15 protein-coding genes are annotated in these 19,508 nt (G+C 65.5%); 5 read left to right on the forward strand and 10 right to left on the reverse strand.

Annotated elements, in window-relative coordinates:
- Positions 1–18 precede the first annotated feature (18 nt).
- Complete coding sequence (locus ASE48_RS17895) at positions 19–1,113, reverse strand: MBL fold metallo-hydrolase (RefSeq protein WP_057168434.1); 1,095 nt, start codon at positions 1,111–1,113, stop codon at positions 19–21.
- Positions 1,113–1,847: an enoyl-CoA hydratase gene (locus tag ASE48_RS17900; protein ID WP_057168435.1), complete on the reverse strand. Its 735-nt coding sequence runs from the start codon at positions 1,845–1,847 to the stop codon at positions 1,113–1,115. Before ASE48_RS17900 ends, ASE48_RS17895 begins: the two co-directional genes overlap by 1 nt.
- Positions 1,848–1,873: 26 nt before the next feature.
- On the opposite strand from ASE48_RS17900, the gene ASE48_RS17905 reads away from it, so the two are divergent.
- Positions 1,874–3,328, forward strand: a complete 1,455-nt coding sequence (locus tag ASE48_RS17905) for an acetyl-coenzyme A carboxylase carboxyl transferase subunits beta/alpha (protein WP_057168436.1) — start codon at positions 1,874–1,876, stop codon at positions 3,326–3,328.
- Here the strand turns inward: ASE48_RS17905 and ASE48_RS17910 are convergent.
- Positions 3,307–4,800 carry a sensor histidine kinase gene (locus ASE48_RS17910; RefSeq protein WP_057168616.1) on the reverse strand — a complete coding sequence of 498 codons (1,494 nt, stop codon included), beginning with the start codon at positions 4,798–4,800 and terminating at the stop codon, positions 3,307–3,309. The two genes, ASE48_RS17905 and ASE48_RS17910, sit on opposite strands and share 22 nt — an antisense overlap.
- Positions 4,800–5,504, reverse strand: a complete 705-nt coding sequence (locus tag ASE48_RS17915) for a response regulator transcription factor (RefSeq protein WP_057168617.1) — start codon at positions 5,502–5,504, stop codon at positions 4,800–4,802. Before ASE48_RS17915 ends, ASE48_RS17910 begins: the two co-directional genes overlap by 1 nt.
- Positions 5,505–5,700: 196 nt before the next feature.
- On the opposite strand from ASE48_RS17915, the gene ASE48_RS17920 reads away from it, so the two are divergent.
- Together ASE48_RS17920 and ASE48_RS17925 are read left to right on the forward strand one after the other, a co-directional pair.
- Entirely contained in the window at positions 5,701–6,111 is a 411-nt protein-coding gene (locus ASE48_RS17920; RefSeq protein ID WP_057168437.1) for a DoxX family protein, read from the forward strand.
- Between the two features lie 75 nt (positions 6,112–6,186).
- Entirely contained in the window at positions 6,187–6,594 is a 408-nt protein-coding gene (locus ASE48_RS17925) for a DoxX family protein (RefSeq protein ID WP_057168438.1), read from the forward strand.
- Here ASE48_RS17925 and ASE48_RS17930 read toward each other — a convergent pair.
- From ASE48_RS17930 to ASE48_RS17955, 6 genes are read right to left on the reverse strand one after another with little or no spacing between them, the layout of a single operon-like run.
- A complete protein-coding gene (locus ASE48_RS17930) occupies positions 6,591–8,585 on the reverse strand; it encodes a YhgE/Pip domain-containing protein (RefSeq protein ID WP_200962198.1) in 1,995 nt (664 codons plus the stop codon). The two genes, ASE48_RS17925 and ASE48_RS17930, sit on opposite strands and share 4 nt — an antisense overlap.
- A 14-nt stretch (positions 8,586–8,599) precedes the next feature.
- On the reverse strand, positions 8,600–9,265 hold the full coding sequence (locus ASE48_RS17935) for an ATP-binding cassette domain-containing protein (RefSeq protein ID WP_442928730.1): 666 nt from the start codon (positions 9,263–9,265) through the stop codon (positions 8,600–8,602).
- Positions 9,266–9,313: 48 nt separating this feature from the next.
- Complete coding sequence (locus ASE48_RS17940; protein ID WP_057168440.1) at positions 9,314–10,168, reverse strand: rhomboid family intramembrane serine protease; 855 nt, start codon at positions 10,166–10,168, stop codon at positions 9,314–9,316.
- A gap of 21 nt (positions 10,169–10,189) precedes the next feature.
- Positions 10,190–10,579, reverse strand: coding sequence for a hypothetical protein (locus tag ASE48_RS17945; protein ID WP_057168441.1), 390 nt, complete (start codon positions 10,577–10,579; stop codon positions 10,190–10,192).
- 48 nt (positions 10,580–10,627) lie between these two features.
- Positions 10,628–12,235 (reverse strand): AMP-binding protein, encoded by a 1,608-nt coding sequence (locus tag ASE48_RS17950; RefSeq protein ID WP_057168442.1) that lies wholly within the window; start codon positions 12,233–12,235, stop codon positions 10,628–10,630.
- Between the two features lie 3 nt (positions 12,236–12,238).
- A complete protein-coding gene (locus ASE48_RS17955) occupies positions 12,239–13,924 on the reverse strand; it encodes an AMP-binding protein (RefSeq protein ID WP_057168443.1) in 1,686 nt (561 codons plus the stop codon).
- Between the two features lie 59 nt (positions 13,925–13,983).
- Here ASE48_RS17955 and ASE48_RS17960 point away from each other — a divergent pair, with 59 nt between their 5' ends.
- Both ASE48_RS17960 and ASE48_RS17970 read left to right on the forward strand, forming a co-directional pair.
- Positions 13,984–14,796 carry a helix-turn-helix transcriptional regulator gene (locus tag ASE48_RS17960; protein WP_057168444.1) on the forward strand — a complete coding sequence of 271 codons (813 nt, stop codon included), beginning with the start codon at positions 13,984–13,986 and terminating at the stop codon, positions 14,794–14,796.
- A 145-nt stretch (positions 14,797–14,941) separates the two neighbouring features.
- Positions 14,942–19,429: a hypothetical protein gene (locus ASE48_RS17970; protein ID WP_156409256.1), complete on the forward strand. Its 4,488-nt coding sequence runs from the start codon at positions 14,942–14,944 to the stop codon at positions 19,427–19,429.
- Positions 19,430–19,508 lie beyond the last annotated feature (79 nt).

The following is a 19,508-nucleotide window of genomic DNA, read 5'->3' on the forward strand; positions in this document are numbered from 1 at the left end:
GGCGTCAACGCTATCGGGTCAGTCCCGCCACCATGGGTTGATCGTGGATGCACTGACCAGCTCACCCGGTTTCGGCGTCGCCACCGGTACCCCTTCGGCGGCGGCGGCCTTCAGCATCCGCTCCACCGGCTCCGACCACGGGTGCGGGGCCAGCCGGAACGTCGCCCAGTGGATCGGCACCAGCAGCCCGGTGTCGGTGACGTCGCGGTGCGCGCGCACCGCCTCCTCCGGGTTCATGTGGATGTCCGGCCAGCCCGGGTGGTACGCGCCGATCGGCATGAGGGTCAGGTCGAACGGCCCGTAGGCGTCCCCGATCCCGGCGAACCCGGCGGTGTACCCGGTGTCACCACCGAAGAACACGCGGTGTTGCGGGCCGATCACCGCCCAGGACGACCACAGCGTCACATTGCGGGTCAGGAAGCGGCCGGAGAAATGCCGGGCCGGGGTGCACACCAGGCGGATCGATCCGAGTTCGGCGCCCTCATCCCAGTCCAGTTCGACGATCCGCTCCGCCGGCAGACCCCAGGTACGCAGGTGCGCACCGATGCCGAGGGGCACGTAGAACTTGGCGCGCTGCGTGCGGGCCAGCGCCTTGATGGTGTCGATGTCGAGATGGTCGTAATGGTCGTGGCTGATGATCACCGCATCGATGGCGGGCAGCTCGTCGAGTTCGGCGGGCACCGGGTGCAGGCGCTGCGGCCCGATGACCCGGGACGGCGAGCACCGCTGGCTCCACACCGGGTCGGCCAGCACCCGGTAGCCGTCGACCTCGATGAGCGCCGAAGAGTGGCCGTACCAGGTGACGGCCAGATCCGCGGGCGCGGTGTCGAGGGCCGGGCGGACCAGCGGGATCTCCCGGGGCGGGCGCTGCTGCTGACCGCCGGTCAGGATGTCGCGCACCAGCGCGAACTGATCGGCTCGGGTGAGCTGCGCCGGCGAGGCCGGTTCCCGGTTGACGAAGACGCCGCCGTCATAGTTCGGCGACTTCTTGGCCTCCGGGCCGATGTCGACGGCGCCGAGCGCGGACGGCGCGCCCTGCACCGCCCGCAGCACCCAGCCGCCGGCGACCACTGCCGCGGTACCGCCCAGCAACCGGGCCGCCTGCGCGAACATCAGGCGCCGAAGAAGTTCGGTGCGCGCTTCTCGATCCGGGCGACCTGGGCTTCGATCACGTCCGGGCTGGCCCAGGCCTTCTCGAAGCCCTCCTTGTGGGCCGGCCACGGTTCCTCGTAGGCGCCGTCATCGTTGAGAACCCGCTTGGAGTGCGCGACCGAGAGCGGTGCGAAACCGGCGATCTCGGCGGCCCATGCCTGCGCTGCGGCGAGGTCGCCGACCCGGTTGACCATTCCGGTCTGCGCCGCGGTGTCGAGGTCGAGGCGCTCGGCAGCGATCAGCATGGCGCGGGCCCGGCCGTGCCCGACCAGGGACACCAGCCGGCGGATCGACCAGTTGTCGAGCGCCAAACCGTACTTGGCGATCGGGAACTGGAAGTAGGTGCCCGCGGCGGCGACCCGCAAGTCGCAGATCATCGACAGGATGACCCCGGCCCCGATCGCCGGGCCGTTCAGCGCCGCGACGACGGGCACCGGGCTGGCATCGATGGCCAGGTTCAACGCGGTGATCTTGTCCGGCAGTTCCTGCGCCACGCCCTCGGCGTCGGACAGATCGGCGCCGGCGCTGAACACCGAACCCTGCCCGGTCAGCACGATGGCGCGGGCATCGGAGACGGCGGCTTTCTCGATCTCTTCGCGCAGGCCGTCGACGAGTGCGGCGTTGAGCGCGTTGCGGCGCTCAGGGCGCTGCATTTCCAGGGTGACGACGTTGCCGTCGCGGGTCACTCCAATCATGGACCCCAGCCTATTAGCCTTCTCGTGTGAGCAGCGCGCTGGCACTACGTGATGCCGTCCTGGACGAGGGGTCCTTCCGCAGTTGGGACAGCGCACCCCTGCAGGTTGCCCAGTCCGATTCCTACCGCGCGGAACTGGCCGCGGCCGCCGAGAAATCGGGTCTGGACGAATCGGTACTGACCGGCGAGGGCACCGTCCATGGGCGGCGGGTGGCCGTGCTGGCCTGCGAGTTCGACTTCCTGGCCGGCTCGATCGGGGTGGCCGCCGCCGAGCGGATCACCGCCGCGATCACCCGGGCCACCGCCGAGCGGTTGCCGTTGCTGGCCTCCCCCGCATCCGGGGGCACCCGCATGCAGGAGGGCACCGTCGCCTTCCTGCAGATGGTGAAGATTGCGGCCGCCGTCGAACTGCACAAGCGCGAACATCTGCCCTACATCGTGTATCTGCGCCACCCCACCACCGGCGGGGTGTTCGCGTCCTGGGGTTCGCTCGGGCACGTCACCGCCGCCGAGCCCGGTGCGCTGATCGGCTTCCTCGGCCCCCGGGTGTACGAGCACCTCTACGGCGAGAAGTTCCCGCCCGGGGTGCAGACCGCGGAGAACCTGTACCGGCACGGCGTCATCGACGGGGTGGTGCCGCTGGAGGCGCTGCGCTCGGTGCTCAACCGCACACTGGCGGTGATCCTCGATCCGCCCGGCCCGCCGCCGCCGGCACCTGAACTCACCGAGATCGCCGACATCCCGGCCTGGGATTCGGTGCTGGCCTCCCGGCGGCCCGACCGTCCCGGCGCCGAGTACGTGCTGCGGCACGGCACGACGGACCCGGTGGTGCTCTCCGCGACCAACACCAGTTCCGGTCAGACGCTGCTGGCGCTTGCCCGGTTCGGCGGCCAGCCCGCGGTGGTGCTGGGTCAGCGCCGGCTCGGCATGCTGGGCCCCGAGGCGTTGCGCGAGGCACGCCGCGGGATGGCGCTGGCCGGCGGTCTGCGGTTGCCGCTGGTGTCGTTCATCGACACCGCCGGCCCGGCGCTGTCCGTGGACGCCGAGCAGGACGGCCTGGCCGGTGAGATCGCGCGCTGCCTGGCCGAATTGGTGACACTCGAGGTCCCGACGGTGTCGGTGCTGCTCGGTCAGGGCAGCGGCGGCCCGGCGCTGGCGATGGTGCCCGCCGACCGGGTGCTGGCCGCCCAGCACGGCTGGCTGGCGCCGCTGCCGCCGGAAGGGGCCAGCGCGATCGTGTTCCGTGATACCGATCATGCGCCGGAATTGTCTGCCGCCCAAGGGATCCGGTCAGCGGATCTGCTGCGCAACGGGATCGTCGACGCCATCGTCCCCGAACTCGACGACGCCGCCGACGAACCGATGGCCTTCACCGCACGGCTGTCGGCGTCCATCGCCGACGAGCTCTACCGGCTGCGCGCCATGTCCGACATCGAGCGGGTCGGCACCCGGCTACACCGTTACCGGCGCATCGGGCTGTAGGCGGGCGCCTCGACGGTGGGGATGCGGATGCTGAAAGTTGTTCGGCCCGAACCTGACTGAGCATCGATGGTGCCGCCGTGCGCCTCCACGATGGACGACACGATGGACAGGCCGAGACCGAAACTGCCCGCCTCCCGGGACCGCGACTTGTCGGCGCGCACGAACCGTTCGAACAGGTGCGGCAGCAGCTCGGCCTCGATACCGGGTCCGTCATCGGCAACGCTGAGCTGCACATGCGCCGGACCGGTGACGATCGCGGTCCGCACGGTGGTGCCCTCCGGGGTGTGCACCCGGGCGTTGGACAGCAGGTTCGCAACCGTCTGATGCAGCCGGGCCCGGTCGCCGAGCACCCACACCGGATGGTCGGGCACGTCGACCAGCCAGCGGTGCGACGGTGCGGACACCGCGGCGTCGTTGACGGCGTCGACCACGAGTTCGGAGAGGTCGACCTCCGTCCGTTCCAGGTCCTGACCTTCGTCGAGGCGGGCCAGCAACAGCAGGTCGGCGACCAGTGTGGTCATCCGGCTCGCCTCCCCCTCGATCCGGGCCAGCGCGTACTCGGTCATCGTCGGCAGCGCTGCGCTGTCCTGCCTGGTCAGCTCCGCGTACCCGTGGATGGCCGCCAGCGGGGTGCGCAGCTCGTGGCTGGCGTCGGTGATGAACTGCCGCATCCGTCGGTCGGACGCGGCGACATCGGACAGTGCGTGTTCGACGTGATCGAGCAGGGAGTTCAGGGTGGCGCCGACCAGGCCGACCTCGGTGCGCGGATCGGTGTCACCGGCGGGTACCCGCGGGGTGATGGCGTGGTTGTCGCGGTCCAGCGGCAGCGCCGCCACCTCCGCGGCGGTCGCCGACACCCGGTTCAGCGGGCGCAGCGCGAACCGCACGACGGCCAGCGTGCTCAGCGCGGTGACCACCAGCGCCAGCAGTGTCATCGCCGAGACCACCGCCGTCTCGCGGATCATCGCGTCCCAGGCCGGGGTCCGTGACACCCCGGTGACCAGGACCTCGTTCCCGTCACCGGGTCGACCGACCATGCGGTACCAGCCCAGACCGGGTAGCTCGACGCTGCGGGGCTGCGGGTCGACCCACGACATCTCGGCGATCGTGCGCACCGCATCCGGCGGCGCCTGCTCGGCATCGCCGTCGCCGAAGTGTGCCGAATCGACGGCCTGCCCACCCTGGATCAGGACGACGACGTTGCCCGGCGCCTGCCCGATCAAATTGATCAGGGGCTTCATGGCACCCGGTGCGGGCAGCTGACCGTTGGGGCCCGGGGTGCTGCGGTACTTGATCACCGAACTGACACAGCCCTGCGCCGCGCCGGCCAGTTGGGCGTCGATGATGCCCAGCACCGAGGACCGCAGCGTCACCACCGATGCCGCCCCAATGGTCGCCATCGCGAGCATCACCACGACCGAGACGCCGACCACCAGCTGCTTGAGCAGGGTCCAGCTGCGCCAGCTGCGCATCACGGCGCGGCGCGCAGCAGGTAGCCCACACCGCGCACGGTGTGGATCATCGGTTCGCGGTCGGTATCGAGCTTCTTGCGCAGGTAGGACACGTACAGATCGACGATGCTGGTCTTCCCCCCGAAGTCGTAGTCCCACACGTGTTGCAGTATCTCGTTGCGGCCCAATGCCCGTCGCGGATTGCGCATCATGAACCGCAGCAGGTCGAACTCGGTGGAGGTCAGGGCCACCGGCTCGCCACCGCGGGTCACCGCACGGCTGGCCACATCGAGGGAAAGGTCACCGACGGTCAGCGATTCGTCCTCGGCCGGTGTCAGATAGGCGGTGCGCCGCAGCAATCCGCGTAGCCGTGCGACCAGTTCTTCGAGCGAGAACGGTTTGGTCATGTAATCGTCGCCGCCGGCGGTCAGCCCGTTGACCCGGTCGGCCACCGAGTCGCGGGCGGTGAGGAACAGCGTCGGGGTGTAGGTGTCGGATTCGCGGATCTGGGCGAGCACGCCGAGGCCGTCGGTATCGGGCAGCATGATGTCCAGAACCAGCAGATCAGGGGTGGCGGCGCGGTACTTGGCCACCGCTTCGGCGGCGTCGTGGGCGACGTCGATCTCCCAGCCCTCGTACTGCAGGGCCATCCTGATCAGATTGGTCAGCGCGCGTTCGTCATCGACGAGCAACACCCTGATCGGTGAGCCGTCGGCGCGGTACATCCGGGGCAGCTGCCCGAGGATGGCGCGGCGCGGCCCCTGGCCATCGGTCGGTGCGGACGTCACCGGACCATTGTCGCCGCTGCCTGTCGCGCGGTCACCCACTCCGACATTTGAATCGTCTATGAGAGTCGCGTCCGGTGCCCGTCCGGCCAGAAGACTTGGCCCTATCCGACATCCCACGAAAGGGTCGAACATCATGTCCACCTCCACCGCCCGCTCGACATCGACGGTCGACACCCGCCTGTCGTCGAACTCCGGTGTCGCGCTCGGCATCTTCCGCATCCTCGTCGGGCTGATGTTCGCGATGCACGGGACAGCGAAACTGTTCGCGTTCCCCAGCGGCTCCCCGGTGACGTTCGGCGCCTGGCCGGCCTGGTGGGCCGGCGTGCTCGAGATCGTCCTCGGCCTGCTCATCACGGTGGGCCTGGCGACCAGGGTGGCAGCGTTCATCGCTTCCGGCATGATGGCGGTCGCCTACTTCTGGCGGCATTTCCCGGATGGCTTCTGGCCCATCGACAACGGTGGTGAGAGCGCGGTGCTGTACTGCTTCATCTTCCTGCTGCTGGTCTTCGTCGGCCCCGGGTCGCTCGCGGTGTCCCGCCGCTAATTGACTGAAGCGCAATATCTCTGAGCGCTGGATGTAGCCACCACTTTCCGGTACACGCGTGCCAACATCTGACGCATGGCCACATCCACCATTGCCAACGTCGCACACTTCAAGGACCCGCTGACCTCCAGAGTGCCCACCGCGCTGGGCGTCTTCCGCATCCTGGTGGGCCTGATGTACGCCATGCACGGCACCGTCAAACTGTTCGGCGTTCCCAGCGGTTCGACGGTGGCGTTCGGCGCCTGGCCGGGCTGGTGGGCGGCGGTGCTGGAAGTGGTGTTCGGGCTGCTCATCGCGGCCGGTGTGCTGACCCGCGTGGCGGCGTTCATCTCCTCGGGCGTGATGGCGGTCGCCTATTTCTGGAAACACTTCCCGGACGGCTTCTGGCCCATCGACAACGGTGGAGAGACCGCGGCGCTGTACAGCTTCATCTTCGCGCTGCTGGTGTTCACCGGCCCGGGTGCGCTGGCGCTGCGCCGCTAGACCTCGATCGGCGGGTTCAACCTCTCCATCGTGTACTGCCGGTCGCGGCGCGCCGCCCACGAACTGGCGGCCAGCGCCGCGATGAGCAGCCCACCGAGTACCGCGATCGCCACCACCATCCGGGAGTCGAACCCGCCTGCGATGGTCTGCCGTAAACCGTTGACGGCGTAGGTCATCGGGTCGAACGGATGCAGTATCTGGAAGGGTTTGGCCGTGGTCTCCACCGGATAGATGCCGCCCGCCGATACCAGTTGCAGCATCAGGAACGCCAGCGTCACGACCCGTCCCACCGACACCCCGAACAACGCGTTGAACGCCTGGATGATGGCCAGGAACGTGGCACCGATCAGCAGCAGGAACGCCACCGTCGCCAGCGGGTACCTGGCCTGCAGGCCGACCCCGAAGTGCACCACCACATACATCACCGAGACCTGGCAGACGACGATCAACAGCGCGGGCCAGTAGGATGCCAGCACCACCCGCAGGGCACCGAGGCCGTGCACGATCGGTCGGGACTGCATGGGCTTCAACAACATCCAGATGATGAGCGCCCCGATGAACAATGCCAGCGGCAGGAAGAACGGGGCGAACCCGGTGCCGAAGGTGGCGGCCGGGTTGTCGGTCTGCAACTCCAGGCTGACGGGCGCGGCCAAGGTTCGGGCGACGTCGGTGCGCTGCTGCGGCGTCCAGTTCGGTACCTGCGCCGAGCCCTCCTTGAGCTTGCTGGCCAACTCGGCACTGCCGTCGGCCAGTTTCTGCGTGCCATCGGCCAGTTGCGTTGCCCCATCGGATAACTGACCGCCACCGTTGGCCAGTTGCACCAGGCCGCTGTTGAGCTGATGCGCACCGGTGTCGAGCCGGTCCACCCCGTCCTTCAGGGCGGCGACATCGCTGCGCAGGCCACCGTTGAGCGCCCGGGTGATGAACACCCGCAGCTTGCTGTTCGGGTCCCCGAGTTCCCCTTCCAGCCGGGACGCGCTGTCGCGCAGCCGGATCAGTCCGTCGTCGGTGGCCGGGTCGATACCGTTGGTCCGCAGCAGCCGCTGCGCCCCGGCCAGTACATCGCCGGCATGGCGCACCGTCGGGTCCGGGTTGGTCTGCAGCAAGCCGAGTGCCTGATCGACGATGGCCGCGGCCTGCACCTGATCGATGTTCAGCGCGGCGATCCGGTCGGTGGTGGATCGCACTGCGCCGCTGAGACGCTGCGCCAGCAGACCGACCTCGTCGGGATCGAGTTGCAGACCGCCCACCCGGTCCAGCATCTCCAACAACGGCCCGGTGGCCGAGTCCACCCGGGTGGCCAGTTGCCGGGTACCGGCCATCAGCTGAGCCGAGCCGTCGCGCGCCACAACGAGTCCGGCGGTCAACTGGTCTGCACCCGAAGCCAGCCGCTGCGCGCCGTCGTTGGCCTCGGCATTGCCGGACGCCAGTTGCTGCGCGCCGTCGGCGGCCTTCACCAGTCCGTCACCGGCGTCGGTCAGCCCGGTCAGCACCGTCTCCAGGGTGCGTTGCCCGATGCTCGCGTTGACCTGGTTGATCACCTCTCGGGCGGCGTTCTGCCCGATGATCGACCCCAGGTAGTTGTTGGCGTCGTTGAATTTGAAGTCGATGCGCGCCTGCTGCGGCGAGTCGCCGGACGGCGAGGCGACATCGGCGCTGAAGTCCTGCGGCAGCGTCACCGAGAAGTAGTACTTGCCGCTGCTCACCCCGTCGGCGGCCTCGGTGGCCGAGACCTGATGCAGTTGCAGCTGACCCGACTGCACCAGAGCGTCGGCCACCTGTGCACCGGCGTCCAGTTTCTTGCCGTCGACGACGGTGCCGGTGTCCTCGTTGACCAGCGCCACCGGCACCTTGTTCACCGCGTCGAACGGATTCCAGAACGCCCACAGATACATGGCGCCGTACAGCAGCGGCATCAGCACAACCGTGACCAGTGCGATGCGCGGCATCGCGCCACGGGAGAATCGTTTCAGGTCGGTACCCAGCGACATTCCGGCAAGCATGGCTAGTTCTCCACTCTGATGTCGGCGCGAGCTCCGGGAACGGGGTTGGCGGATGTGGTGATCACCGTCTGGTTCTCCCCCAAGGCGTTGAGCCGCTCCAGCACGACGGCGCGGTTGCCGTCATCGGTGATGCCGTCCAGGTCGCCGACCACCAGCAGCGGCGGTGTCCCGGTGTTGGCCAGCGCAATCCGCAACAACACCTGCGCGAGTTCGCCGAGCTGGTCGAAGTACGCACCCAGCTCCGGCAGCGCGACATCGCCGAAGGTGCTACCGCAGATATCGGCGAGATCGGTCTGGGAGGCCGGCCCGATGAACCGGTACCACGGTGCATCCCAACGCATCTGCTCGGTGATGAGGTCGCGGACGGTGACGGACTCGGCGATCTTGTCGAGCTGGTCGATATTGGCCAGCGCCGACACCGCGAAGATCTTGCGGGCGTCGGAACGGCCGAACACCGTCACCGTGCCCGATATCGGTCGCATCCGCCCCGCAAGGGTCAGCAGCAGTGCGGTGCGCCCGGTGCCGGCCGGATGGATCAGCGCGGTCACCCCGCCGGCGTCGACGTCCAGATCGATGGGGCCGTACACCGGGCCCCACGGCCCGCGCATGGTGATGGCGCGGGCGCTGACCGCCGGTTCGGGTTCGGGTTCAGAAACTGCGGCTGACACCGCCCAATCTCAGCACAGCTTTCAGCCGAAGTTCAGGTACCCGCCGAACTATCCCAACAGAGCGGCCGTGCGCATCCAGATGAGCGCCAGAAAGATCACGAGCACGGTGCCCGCGGTGGCCCACTGAACCAAATTTCGATGGGCGCGTGGCGCATAGACGAAGCCGGAGGCGACCAAAGCTCCTGTGATCAGACCGCCGAGGTGGCCCTGCCAGCTGATTGCGCCCGTACCCAACAACGGACCTACGAAGGTGAACGCAACGTTGAGCGCGATCAGGCCGATCATCCAGCGCACATCGAGGTTGAGCCGGCGCGACACCACGAAAATCGCACCGAACAATCCGAACACCGCCCCTGAAGCTCCGAGCGTGGGTGTGTCGATTGGGGTTAGCAGGTAGACCAGCACCGACCCGCCGAGCGCGCTGAGCCCGTACAGCGCACCGAACCGCACCCGCCCCAACAGCCGTTCCAGCGAGGGACCGATGACGTAGAGCGCATACATGTTGAACAGGATGTGCACGATGCCGCCATGTAGGAACGCCGACGTCACCAGACGGTAGTACTGGTCCCCTCCGGCTATGGCCCGCGGCCACAGAACGAATTCGTTGTAGACCCAGCCCGAGGCCATCTGCAGCACGAACATCACCACGTTGATCGCGATCAGCGTGTAGGTCACCAGCGGCTTGTCGGTGGCCGCCTTGCCACCGAAGCGGCCCTGCGTCGGCCGGACGGTGGCGGCGCCCGCCGCCACACACTCGGGGCACTGGTGGCCCACCGCGGCCGAAATCATGCAGTCCCCGCAGATGTAGCGCCCGCAGCGGGTGCACTGCACGTAGGTCTGGCGACCGGGATGGCGGTAACAGACCGGGGCGGCCTGCGGGGGCACCTGCGGCGGGTAGCTCATGCGTCCATTCTGGCCGATGCCTCAGACCAGTCCGGCCGCACGGCGTCGGGTCAGCACCCACAACACCGTGGCGGCGATGACGGCCTCGGCCAGTGAGACCGTGGTGGCCAGTCCCATCAGCGTGCTCATCGACTCGGCCGGCGGACCGGCGACGGCCGGTTGTCCGCCGTGCCGGTGACCGGGTAGCGACAGGTGCGCGGCGACCATGGCCAGGCTCATCACCCCGACCACACACCAGATCCGAAGTGAGCCGGCACGCCACAGTTCATACCCGCAGAACAGGCAGACCGATGCCATGGCCGCGATCAGCACGGCCAGCGCGGCGCTGCTCGCGTGGCCGAGCATCGTCAGGTGCAGCACGGCCGAGAGCACAGCGAGCACCGCACAGAGCCGCCGCCCGCACAGTGCCATGTATCAACTCTTCCAGCAGTGCGGCCTGCGCGCAGCGGGAACGACGGTTCACAGACCGAGGATCTGCACGCTCTCCTCACGCATCTGCACCTTGCGGATCTTGCCGGTGACGGTCATCGGGAACTCGTCGACCAGGTGCACGTACCGCGGGATCTTGTAGTGCGCGAGCCGGCCCTTCGCGAACTCGCGGACGGTCTCGACATCCAGCGGTTCGGCGCCGGGTTTCATCTTGATCCAGACGCAGATCTCTTCGCCGTACTTGGCGTCGGGCACCCCGATCACCTGGGCGTCCTCGATCCCGGGATGGCTGTACAGAAACTCCTCGACCTCACGGGGATAGACGTTCTCGCCGCCGCGGATCACCATGTCCTTGATGCGCCCGACGATGGTGCAGTAGCCGTCCTCGCGCATCACGGCGAGGTCCCCGGTGTGCATCCAGCCGTCCTCGTCGATCGCCTCGGCGGTCTTCTCGGGATCTTCCCAGTAGCCGAGCATCACCGAATAGCCCTTGGTGCAGAACTCGCCGGGCTGCCCGCGTTCCACGATCGCGCCGGTGTCGGGGTCGACGATCTTCACCTCGACGTGCGGGTGCGCGCGGCCGATGGTCGCGGTGCGCCGTTCCAGATCGTCGTCGTGCAGGGTCTGGCACGACACCGGCGAGGTCTCGGTCATGCCGTAGGCGATGGCCACCTCGGCCATGTGCATGTCGTTGATGCAGCGCTTCATCACCTCGATCGGGCAGACCGCGCCGGCCATGACGCCGGTCCGCAGACTCGACAGGTCACGCTCGGGAAAACTCGGGTGGTTCTGCATGGCGATGAACATGGTCGGCACCCCATAGACGCCGGTACAGCGTTCGGCCTCAATGGTTTCCAGCGTGACGCCGGGTTCGAAGCCGGGTGCCGGGATCACCATGGTCACACCGTGTGTGGTGCAGCCCAGGTTGCCCATCACCATGCCGAAGCAATGGTAGAACGGCACCGGGATGCACAGCCGATCGCCCGGTTTGAGGTTGATGCCCTCGGTGACGAAGAAGCCGTTGTTGAGGATGTTGCGGTGCGACAGCGTCGCGCCCTTCGGGAAACCCGTTGTGCCCGAGGTGTACTGGATATTGATCGGGTCGGTGTTGACCAGCGTGGCCTGCCGGTCCCGCAGCTCACTTTCCGGGACCGCGGCGGCCCGCAGCGCCGCCCAGTCCTCGGTACCCAGGAAGATCACCTCGGTCAGGGTGGGCGCCTCGGTGCGCACCTCGCCGACCATGGCGACATAGTCCGATGTCTTGAATTCGGTGGCCGAGATGAGCATCCGCACGCCCGACTGGTCGAGCACGTAGCCCAGTTCATGGGTGCGGTAGGCCGGGTTGATGTTGACCAGGATGGCGCCGATCTTGGCCGTCGCGTACTGCACGACGGTCCACTCGGCACGGTTGGGCGACCAGATACCCACCCGGTCACCCTTGGCGATGCCGCGGGCCAGCAATCCTCGTGCCACCACATCGATCTCGTCGTTGAGTTCGCGGTAGGTCCAGCGCAACCCCTGCGCGACATCGACGAGTGCCTCGGTGTCTGGGTGCTCGGCCGCGGTGCGCTCGAAGTTCGCACCGATGGTGTCCTCGATGATCGGGACCTCGGTGGGCCCGGCGTCATAACTCTTCATCGCTCAGTCCACCAGATCCTCGTAGCGGTGCTCGGTGTCGATCGGAGTACCCGACCGGTGCGCTTCATCCTCTCGCGTGCGCAGTTCGACGCGCCGGATCTTGCCGGAAATGGTTTTGGGCAGTTCGAAGAACTCGACACGGCGCACCTTCAGGTACGGGGCGAGGTGATCGCGGGCGTACTCCATGATGGCGCGGGCGGTCTCGGAGTCGGCGGCCCAGCCGTCAGCAAGTGCCACATAGGCTTTCGGGATCGCCAGCCGGGTGTCGTGGGGTTGCGGGACGATGGCGGCCTCCACCACCGCGGGGTGCTCGATCAGCACGCTCTCCAGCTCGAACGGCGAGACCTTGTAGTCACTCGACTTGAAGACATCGTCGGTGCGGCCGATGTAGGTGATGTACCCGTCGGCGTCCCGGCTGGCGACGTCTCCGGTGTGGTAATAGCCGCCGTGCATCACCGCGTCGTTGCGTTTCTGGTCGCCGAGGTAACCGGTCATCAGATTCACCGGGCGGGTGGCCAGGTCCAGGCAGATCTCGCCCTCGTCGGCGAGTTCCCCGGTGAGCGGGTCGACAAGCACCACCGGGACGCCGGGCATCGGGCGGCCCATCGAGCCGGCCTTGACGGGCTGGCCGGGGGTGTTGCCGACCTGCAAGGTGGTCTCGGTCTGGCCGAAGCCGTCGCGGATGGTCAGCCCCCACGCACGTTCGACGGCGGAGATGACCTCGGGGTTGAGCGGTTCACCGGCGCCCAGGATCTCCCGCAGCCCTTCGGGTTTGGCGCCCAGGTCGGACTGGATGAGCATCCGCCACACCGTCGGCGGCGCGCAGAAGGTGTTGACGCCGGCACGCCGGATCTGGTGCAGCAGTTTCTGGGCGTCGAAGCGGGCGTAGTTGTATACGAAGATCGTCGCCTCGGCGATCCACGGCGCGAAGAAGCAACTCCAGGCGTGCTTGGCCCAGCCGGGTGAGCTGATGGCCAGGTGCACATCGCCGGGAGTGACCCCGATCCAGGCCATCGTGGACATGTGGCCCACCGGGTAGGACACCTGGGAGTGCTCGACGAGTTTGGGCCGGCTGGTGGTGCCGGAGGTGAAGTACACCAGCAGCGGATCCGAGACATCGGTGACGGTCTCGAAGCGGTGCGGGGCGACGTCGTAGGCGTCGGCGTAGCGGCGCCACCCGGAATGGTCCCCCACCGCGATGCGGACGTAGTCGCCGGCCACCTCGTCGAACTTCGGGGCGTCGGCGGCGTTGGCGATGACGAACCTGGCGCCGCCGCGGTCGATGCGGTCCGCCAGATCGGCGGGCCCCAGCGCGCCGGTCGTCGGCATGACCACCGCGCCCAGTTTGGCCACCGCGAGCATGGCCTCCCACAGCTCGACCTGGTTGCCGAGCATGACCAGCACCCGGTCGCCCTTGCCGACGCCCAGACCCTGCAGCCAGGAGGCGACCCGGTCGGAACGCTGAGACATCTCGGCGAAGCTCACCGTGGTCTCGGTGCCGTCCTCCTCGACGATCCACAGCGCCGGACGGTCGTTGCCCGCGGCGATGACGTCGAACCAGTCGATGGCCCAGTTGAAGGTTCCGGTGATCTCGGGCCAGGCGAAGGTGCCGACCGCCTTGTCATAGTCGCTGATCACGGCCACAAGGTGGTCGCGGGCGGCGCGATACCGATCGGTGTTGGTGCTCATGGCGACTAGGATCTACGTCACACTCACCTGCCCGCTACCCCCGAAAGAGGGGAACCACCGTGCCAGCCCTGCTGAGGCCCCGCGATACCGACGCGGTGCGCGCCGAGTTGCGCCGGGTTGCGGTCGAGGGCGGGGTCCCGGTGCTGTTCGGCGGCGAAGTGCAGGGCGACGCGCTGCTGCTCAGCGAGTTCGTCGGGACCCGGACCGGGCTGCTGCGCGGTCTGGTGGTGCGCTCGAATTCCGGGCTCGGCGGGGCCAGCATGGTCGAGGGCCGGCCGCTGTCGGTGGCCGATTACCGCAATGCCTCGACCATCACCCACGACTACGACGCCCCGGTGCTGTCGGAGGGCATCCGTTCGGTGCTGGCGGTGCCGGTGATCGTGGACGGTGTGCCGCGGGCCATGCTGTACGGCGCCTACCGGTCCGGGGCGCCGTTCGGGGGCCGGGCCGCCGATCTGATGGTCGGCTCCAGTCGGCGGCTGGCCGACGAGCTGCGCATCCGCGACGAGGTGGACCGTCGACTGCGCCTGCGGGAGGCGCAGCAGACCGGGACGGCCAACCCGGAGACCATCCGCGAGGTGTACGCCGGGCTGCGCACGCTGGCTTCTCACGCCAATGCCGACACCGGCGCCGAACTGCACCGGCTGGCCGACCTGCTGTCCGCGCCGTCCGAGGACGTCCACCTGACGCCGCGGGAGCTCGACGTGCTGGCCCAGATCGCACTGGGCTGCACCAATGCCGAAGCCGCCGAGCGACTTTCACTCAAGACCGAGACGGTGAAGAGCTATCTGCGCAGTGCCGCAGCGAAACTGGGGACTCGGACCCGCCATGAATCGGTGTCCCGGGCCCGGCGGGCCCGGCTGATTCCGTGACCGAAACCCCTGAGTCGGAATGATGCCAGCGGCCACAGTAAGAGAGAGCATCAGCTATGTTGCCGACGCGGCCCGCGTGACACAATCGACGGCACATATGGCTGGCGACACATTGAAGCTCAGCCCCACCCAATAAGATCGCGTAATGGTATTGAGCGGTGGGCTCGCGGACAAGGTCGGGAACCGCTTTGAGGATCGCTGGACCGTACGCTGCGCATTCGATGTTCTCGAAGATCGCGCTGAAGCCATCTGCCTCGAACCATCAGGCCCAGAAAACGACAAGGTCGAGTTCTGGGTTCGATATCCCGACAAGGTCGAGTATCACCAATGCAAGCGCCAACGAACGCGCGAGGGCGTGTGGACATTGCCGCTGCTCAGCGCCGCAGGCGTGCTGTCAGCATTCCTCACTAAGCTCAAAGAACCAGAAGCACACTGCGTGTTCGCGTCTACTCACGCGACCGATGCCCTAGGTGAACTCTGCGATCGCGCACGAGGCGCACATTCACTCACCGAGTTTGTAGACGTCGCGCTGGGACCAAAAGAATGGCAGACGAAGTTCGCGAAGCTCCGCACATCTTGGGACGATCTTGATGTAGAGACTGCCTTCCAAGCGCTTCGCCGCGTGCGAGTCAACACGATCGGTGAAGATGAACTAAAGGCCATGAACCGATTATTTGCCGAGTTGACTATGGCCGGCGACATCGAGAAATCAGTGCCGACTCTGACTGACATCCTCCGTGACAAAGCAGGACAGTACCTCACCGCCAATGACCTGTGGCGCGCACTGCGTCGTGCTGGATACGAACCGAACCCGATGCGGAGCGGGCGAACGCTGGCGCCCAGAATTAATGATGCAAACAAGCGGTTCCGTCGCTCACGGGAAGATACGTTGATTAGCGGAAGTCTGATCGAACGAGCTGAAGCGCGACAGATTCGGGAGTTGATAACCGACAATTCAGTAATAGTTGTGAGCGGGGACGCCGGAACTGGGAAGAGCGACACACTCCTGCAGTTCGTTCGAGATCTCGATACCGACGGCATCGCCCACCTCGTTTTCCGACTCGATCGCCACACGCCTGCGGTCCTTCCGAACGAGCTCGGTGCCGAAATGGGTCTGCCCGCGTCCCCAGTCGCATCGCTTATGGCGCACTCGAAGCGCGAGATCGGTGTACTGGTAATCGATCAGCTCGACATCGTGAGCTCGACTTCTGGACGTAGCCCAATATTCTTCGAATGCGTCAAGGAGATGCTCGAGACTGCCTCTGCTATGCCGAACCTCAGGGTGGTGCTTTCATGTCGGACCTTCGATTCAACAAACGACCCTCGGTTGAGGCGACTCGTCTCGTCCGAGCACACGAAGTTAGTCACCATAGGGTCGCTGGCGAAAGCAGATGTCCATACCACCATCGAGGGATTCGGATTCGATGCGCAACAGCTCACCGCCGTGCAGAGTCAAATGTTCTCCGTACCTTTGCATCTCGCTCTACTAGCTGAAGTTGCGCCAGCATTGCGCGATGAGTCGGAAGTACTCAGCCTGGCTGAGCCAAAGGATCTGTTCCAAGCTTTCTGGACTCACAAACACAGAGAGATCCAACATCGTCTAGGCCGAGAACCGGCATGGACCCAAGTCTTCGATGCGCTAGTCGACTATATGAGCGACAATCAAGTCCTGCGGGCGCCAGCTGCAATCGCAGATCAATGGTCGTCAGACCTCAGCGAAATGACATCGAGCCACGTTGTTACCCGAGACGGCAACCACATCGCGTTCTTTCACGAGTCGTTCTTTGACTATGTCTTCGCACGGCGATTCACGAGCCGCCAGTACACCGTTGCCGACTTACTCACCGCCGACCAAGGCCTCTTTCGGCGCGCCCAGGTCCGCCAAATCCTCGCCTACAACCGAGGGCTCACACCGCAATATAGCGAGGACCTCAAGTACTTGCTCACTGCAGCGCCTGTGCGCTTCCACTTACGCGATGTCGTCCTAGCTTGGCTTGCGCGTGTGTCGCCAACAGCAGAGGAGTGGACTCTCGTGCGCCCGTTCCTTGAAGACGCTGGGTCGCCGCTGTTTGCGAGAGCATGGCGAACAGTAGCTACGCCAAACTGGTTCGCACATCTGGATGATTCTGGACTCCTCACGGACTGCCTACACAGCGACGACGAATCCCGAGTCAATCTTGCCCTTCGAGCGCTCGCATGTGGCGATGGCAAGTTCCTAGACCGGGCTGTCGAGTTGCTCGAACCCCTTGTCCACGAGTCGGACCTGTGGTCGACACGTCTAATCTGGCTTCTCCAGCAAGTAGACCTCACCTCCCACCGACCATCGTTCGATCTACTCCTTGAACTACTTGATTCCGGCAAGCTCGGCGCGACGGGATTTGCAGACCGCGAGTTCTGGCGCCTACACGACAAACTTCCTGTGGCTAAACCTGATTGGGCCAACCAGCTGCTCGGTCGCTATCTGGCGGAACGTATAGCTGCCGCTGGTGCGTATGGACCGCGTAGCCCTATTGACACGACTGCCGAACTAATACCCCGCCAGAACCAGCTTCGCGACTTCATCATTCTCGCTGCGACGAGGCGGCCGGATTCATTCATACGCAATGTGTGGCCTGAAATTGTGCGAATTGCAGAGTCAACCATGTTCGCTGAACGAGATGATGGTGGCCGTCTCCGCCCCGACCACATATGGCCATTCAACGGGTCGACCGACCATCGGGGCGACTTTCGACAGGAGTTGCTCGCGGGGGCTGAGATCGCTTTCGCGGAGCTAGGGCGTGAAAGCCCTGATCAGCTATTGGATCTAGCTAATTCTATGTCTGCGACGCCATCGGAGACAGTCGTCCATGTGCTCTTCGCTGGGTTTGCGGCAAACCCAGCGACGCTCGCTGACCAAGTTATTCGCTTGCTGGGCGCGCATCCGAACTGGCTGCAGGTGAGCTGGTCTACTGGACATGCTTGGGGTGCCAGAAGGCTAATCGCAGCGATCACACCCTTTGCATCGTCCGGTGCGCTCGAGCAGCTCACTGCTCAGTTGCTCGACTACTACCCTTTGCTCGAGCGTTCACCCAAAGCCTACCGTGAATTCGGATTGACACAGTTCACCCTGCTCGGCGGTATCCCGCCTGAATACCGGAGCCCTGGCGTTACGAAGCGGTTCGCCGAATGGCAGCGCAAGTTTGGCGTTCAAGACTTGCTCGAACCTACGGGAGTGCACGGCGGATTTGTTCAGTCTCCGCTCGCATCAACGGCTATTGATCGAATGTCAGACACTAATTGGCGCGGCGCAATAGCTCGCTACAACGGAGACGACACAACTTTCCAAAACAGCGAGGGAACCCTTGTCGGCGGAGCCCTCCAACTGGCCAACCAACTTGAGGCCGCCGCAAAAGCTTCGCCCCGACGATTTGCCAATCTCGCTCTCACGCTTCCCGATTCCACCGATGTCCGCTATTTTAACGCGATTCTTCGCGGCGTGGCGGGCTGCGAGACTCCGCTTCCTACGGGGCTCATTGAGGAACTCTTAACCCGATGCCACACCCTTCCCGACCGTCCCTGCGGCATGTACATCGCGACTCCACTGCTCCGATCCGAGGAACTGCAGATCTCGGAATCGATGTGCGATCTGATCATCGAGTACGCGATGAACGATCCCGATCCTGGTGATGATGGATTCAGAGTCGCGGCGGACAACATCGATGAAAACCTGCTCTACCGTGGGCTCAACTCGGTCCGCGGGGCGATCTCCGAAGTTATCGCCCGATTGATCTCTCAGGACGCTAGGAACATTGATCCTCTCATGCCAGCCGTGCTCAGCCTGGTCAGCGACAGAGACATGGGCGTGCGATCTCTCGCAGCACGTTGTGTGATATCGCTGGAGCACTGGGAATCTAGCAACGCTGTTCTGGCATTTGAGAAGCTGGTTGACGGTTGCACTGACCATCTTCTGGCGACGCGCTACGTGTACGAGATATTGCGTGCACGCATCGTCAGTAGACCTAGTTCGGCGCGAACAGTTATCGACCGAATGGCTCGATCCGAGGTCGGCGAAGTCCAGATGCACGGGGCAATGCTGAACACGTTGGCCGCCCTGTTGGATGGACGCGCAGCCGACCTCGCGACCGCGGGAGTAAGCGGTACTGAATACCAGCGCCTCGGCGCTGCAAAGGTTTACGCCGCAAATCGCATTGGGACACGGTTTGCCGAGCAGTGCGCAGAACCCCTTGTCCTGCTGCTTAATGACGGATCGCAACTGGTCCGTGATGCGGCAGCAGCAGTGATCACTGATTTCAGTGAAGTGGAGGTAGACGAGTACAGGTCAGTCGTCGAAGCCCTCATCAGTACCCGAGCTGCTGATGAACATTGGGACGATCTTATCCTCATGGTGGGTGAATCCATCGCATCTGCACCAGATCTCGCGCTCATGATCTGCGAGAAGATACTCCTCGACACGACTGACGACCTGAGATCTTTGCAGCACCCAGACCTCGTCAGCCTAATTCTGCTACGGGTGTCCATTGATTTCACTGGCGATACACGAACTCGCGCACTGGATTTGATCGATCTACTTCTGCAGTATGAGATTCGCTCAACGGAGCGTGCTCTCGTACTCCACGATCGCGGATTGGAATAGCCAGCCCCACGACTGATTTGATGGTCCGATCTGCAACACGGCTTCGACTTCGCGCGAGCTCGCCTTGGCATAGATCCTT

Source organism: Mycobacterium sp. Root265, from assembly GCF_001428895.1.
Taxonomy (GTDB): Bacteria; Actinomycetota; Actinomycetes; order Mycobacteriales; family Mycobacteriaceae; genus Mycobacterium.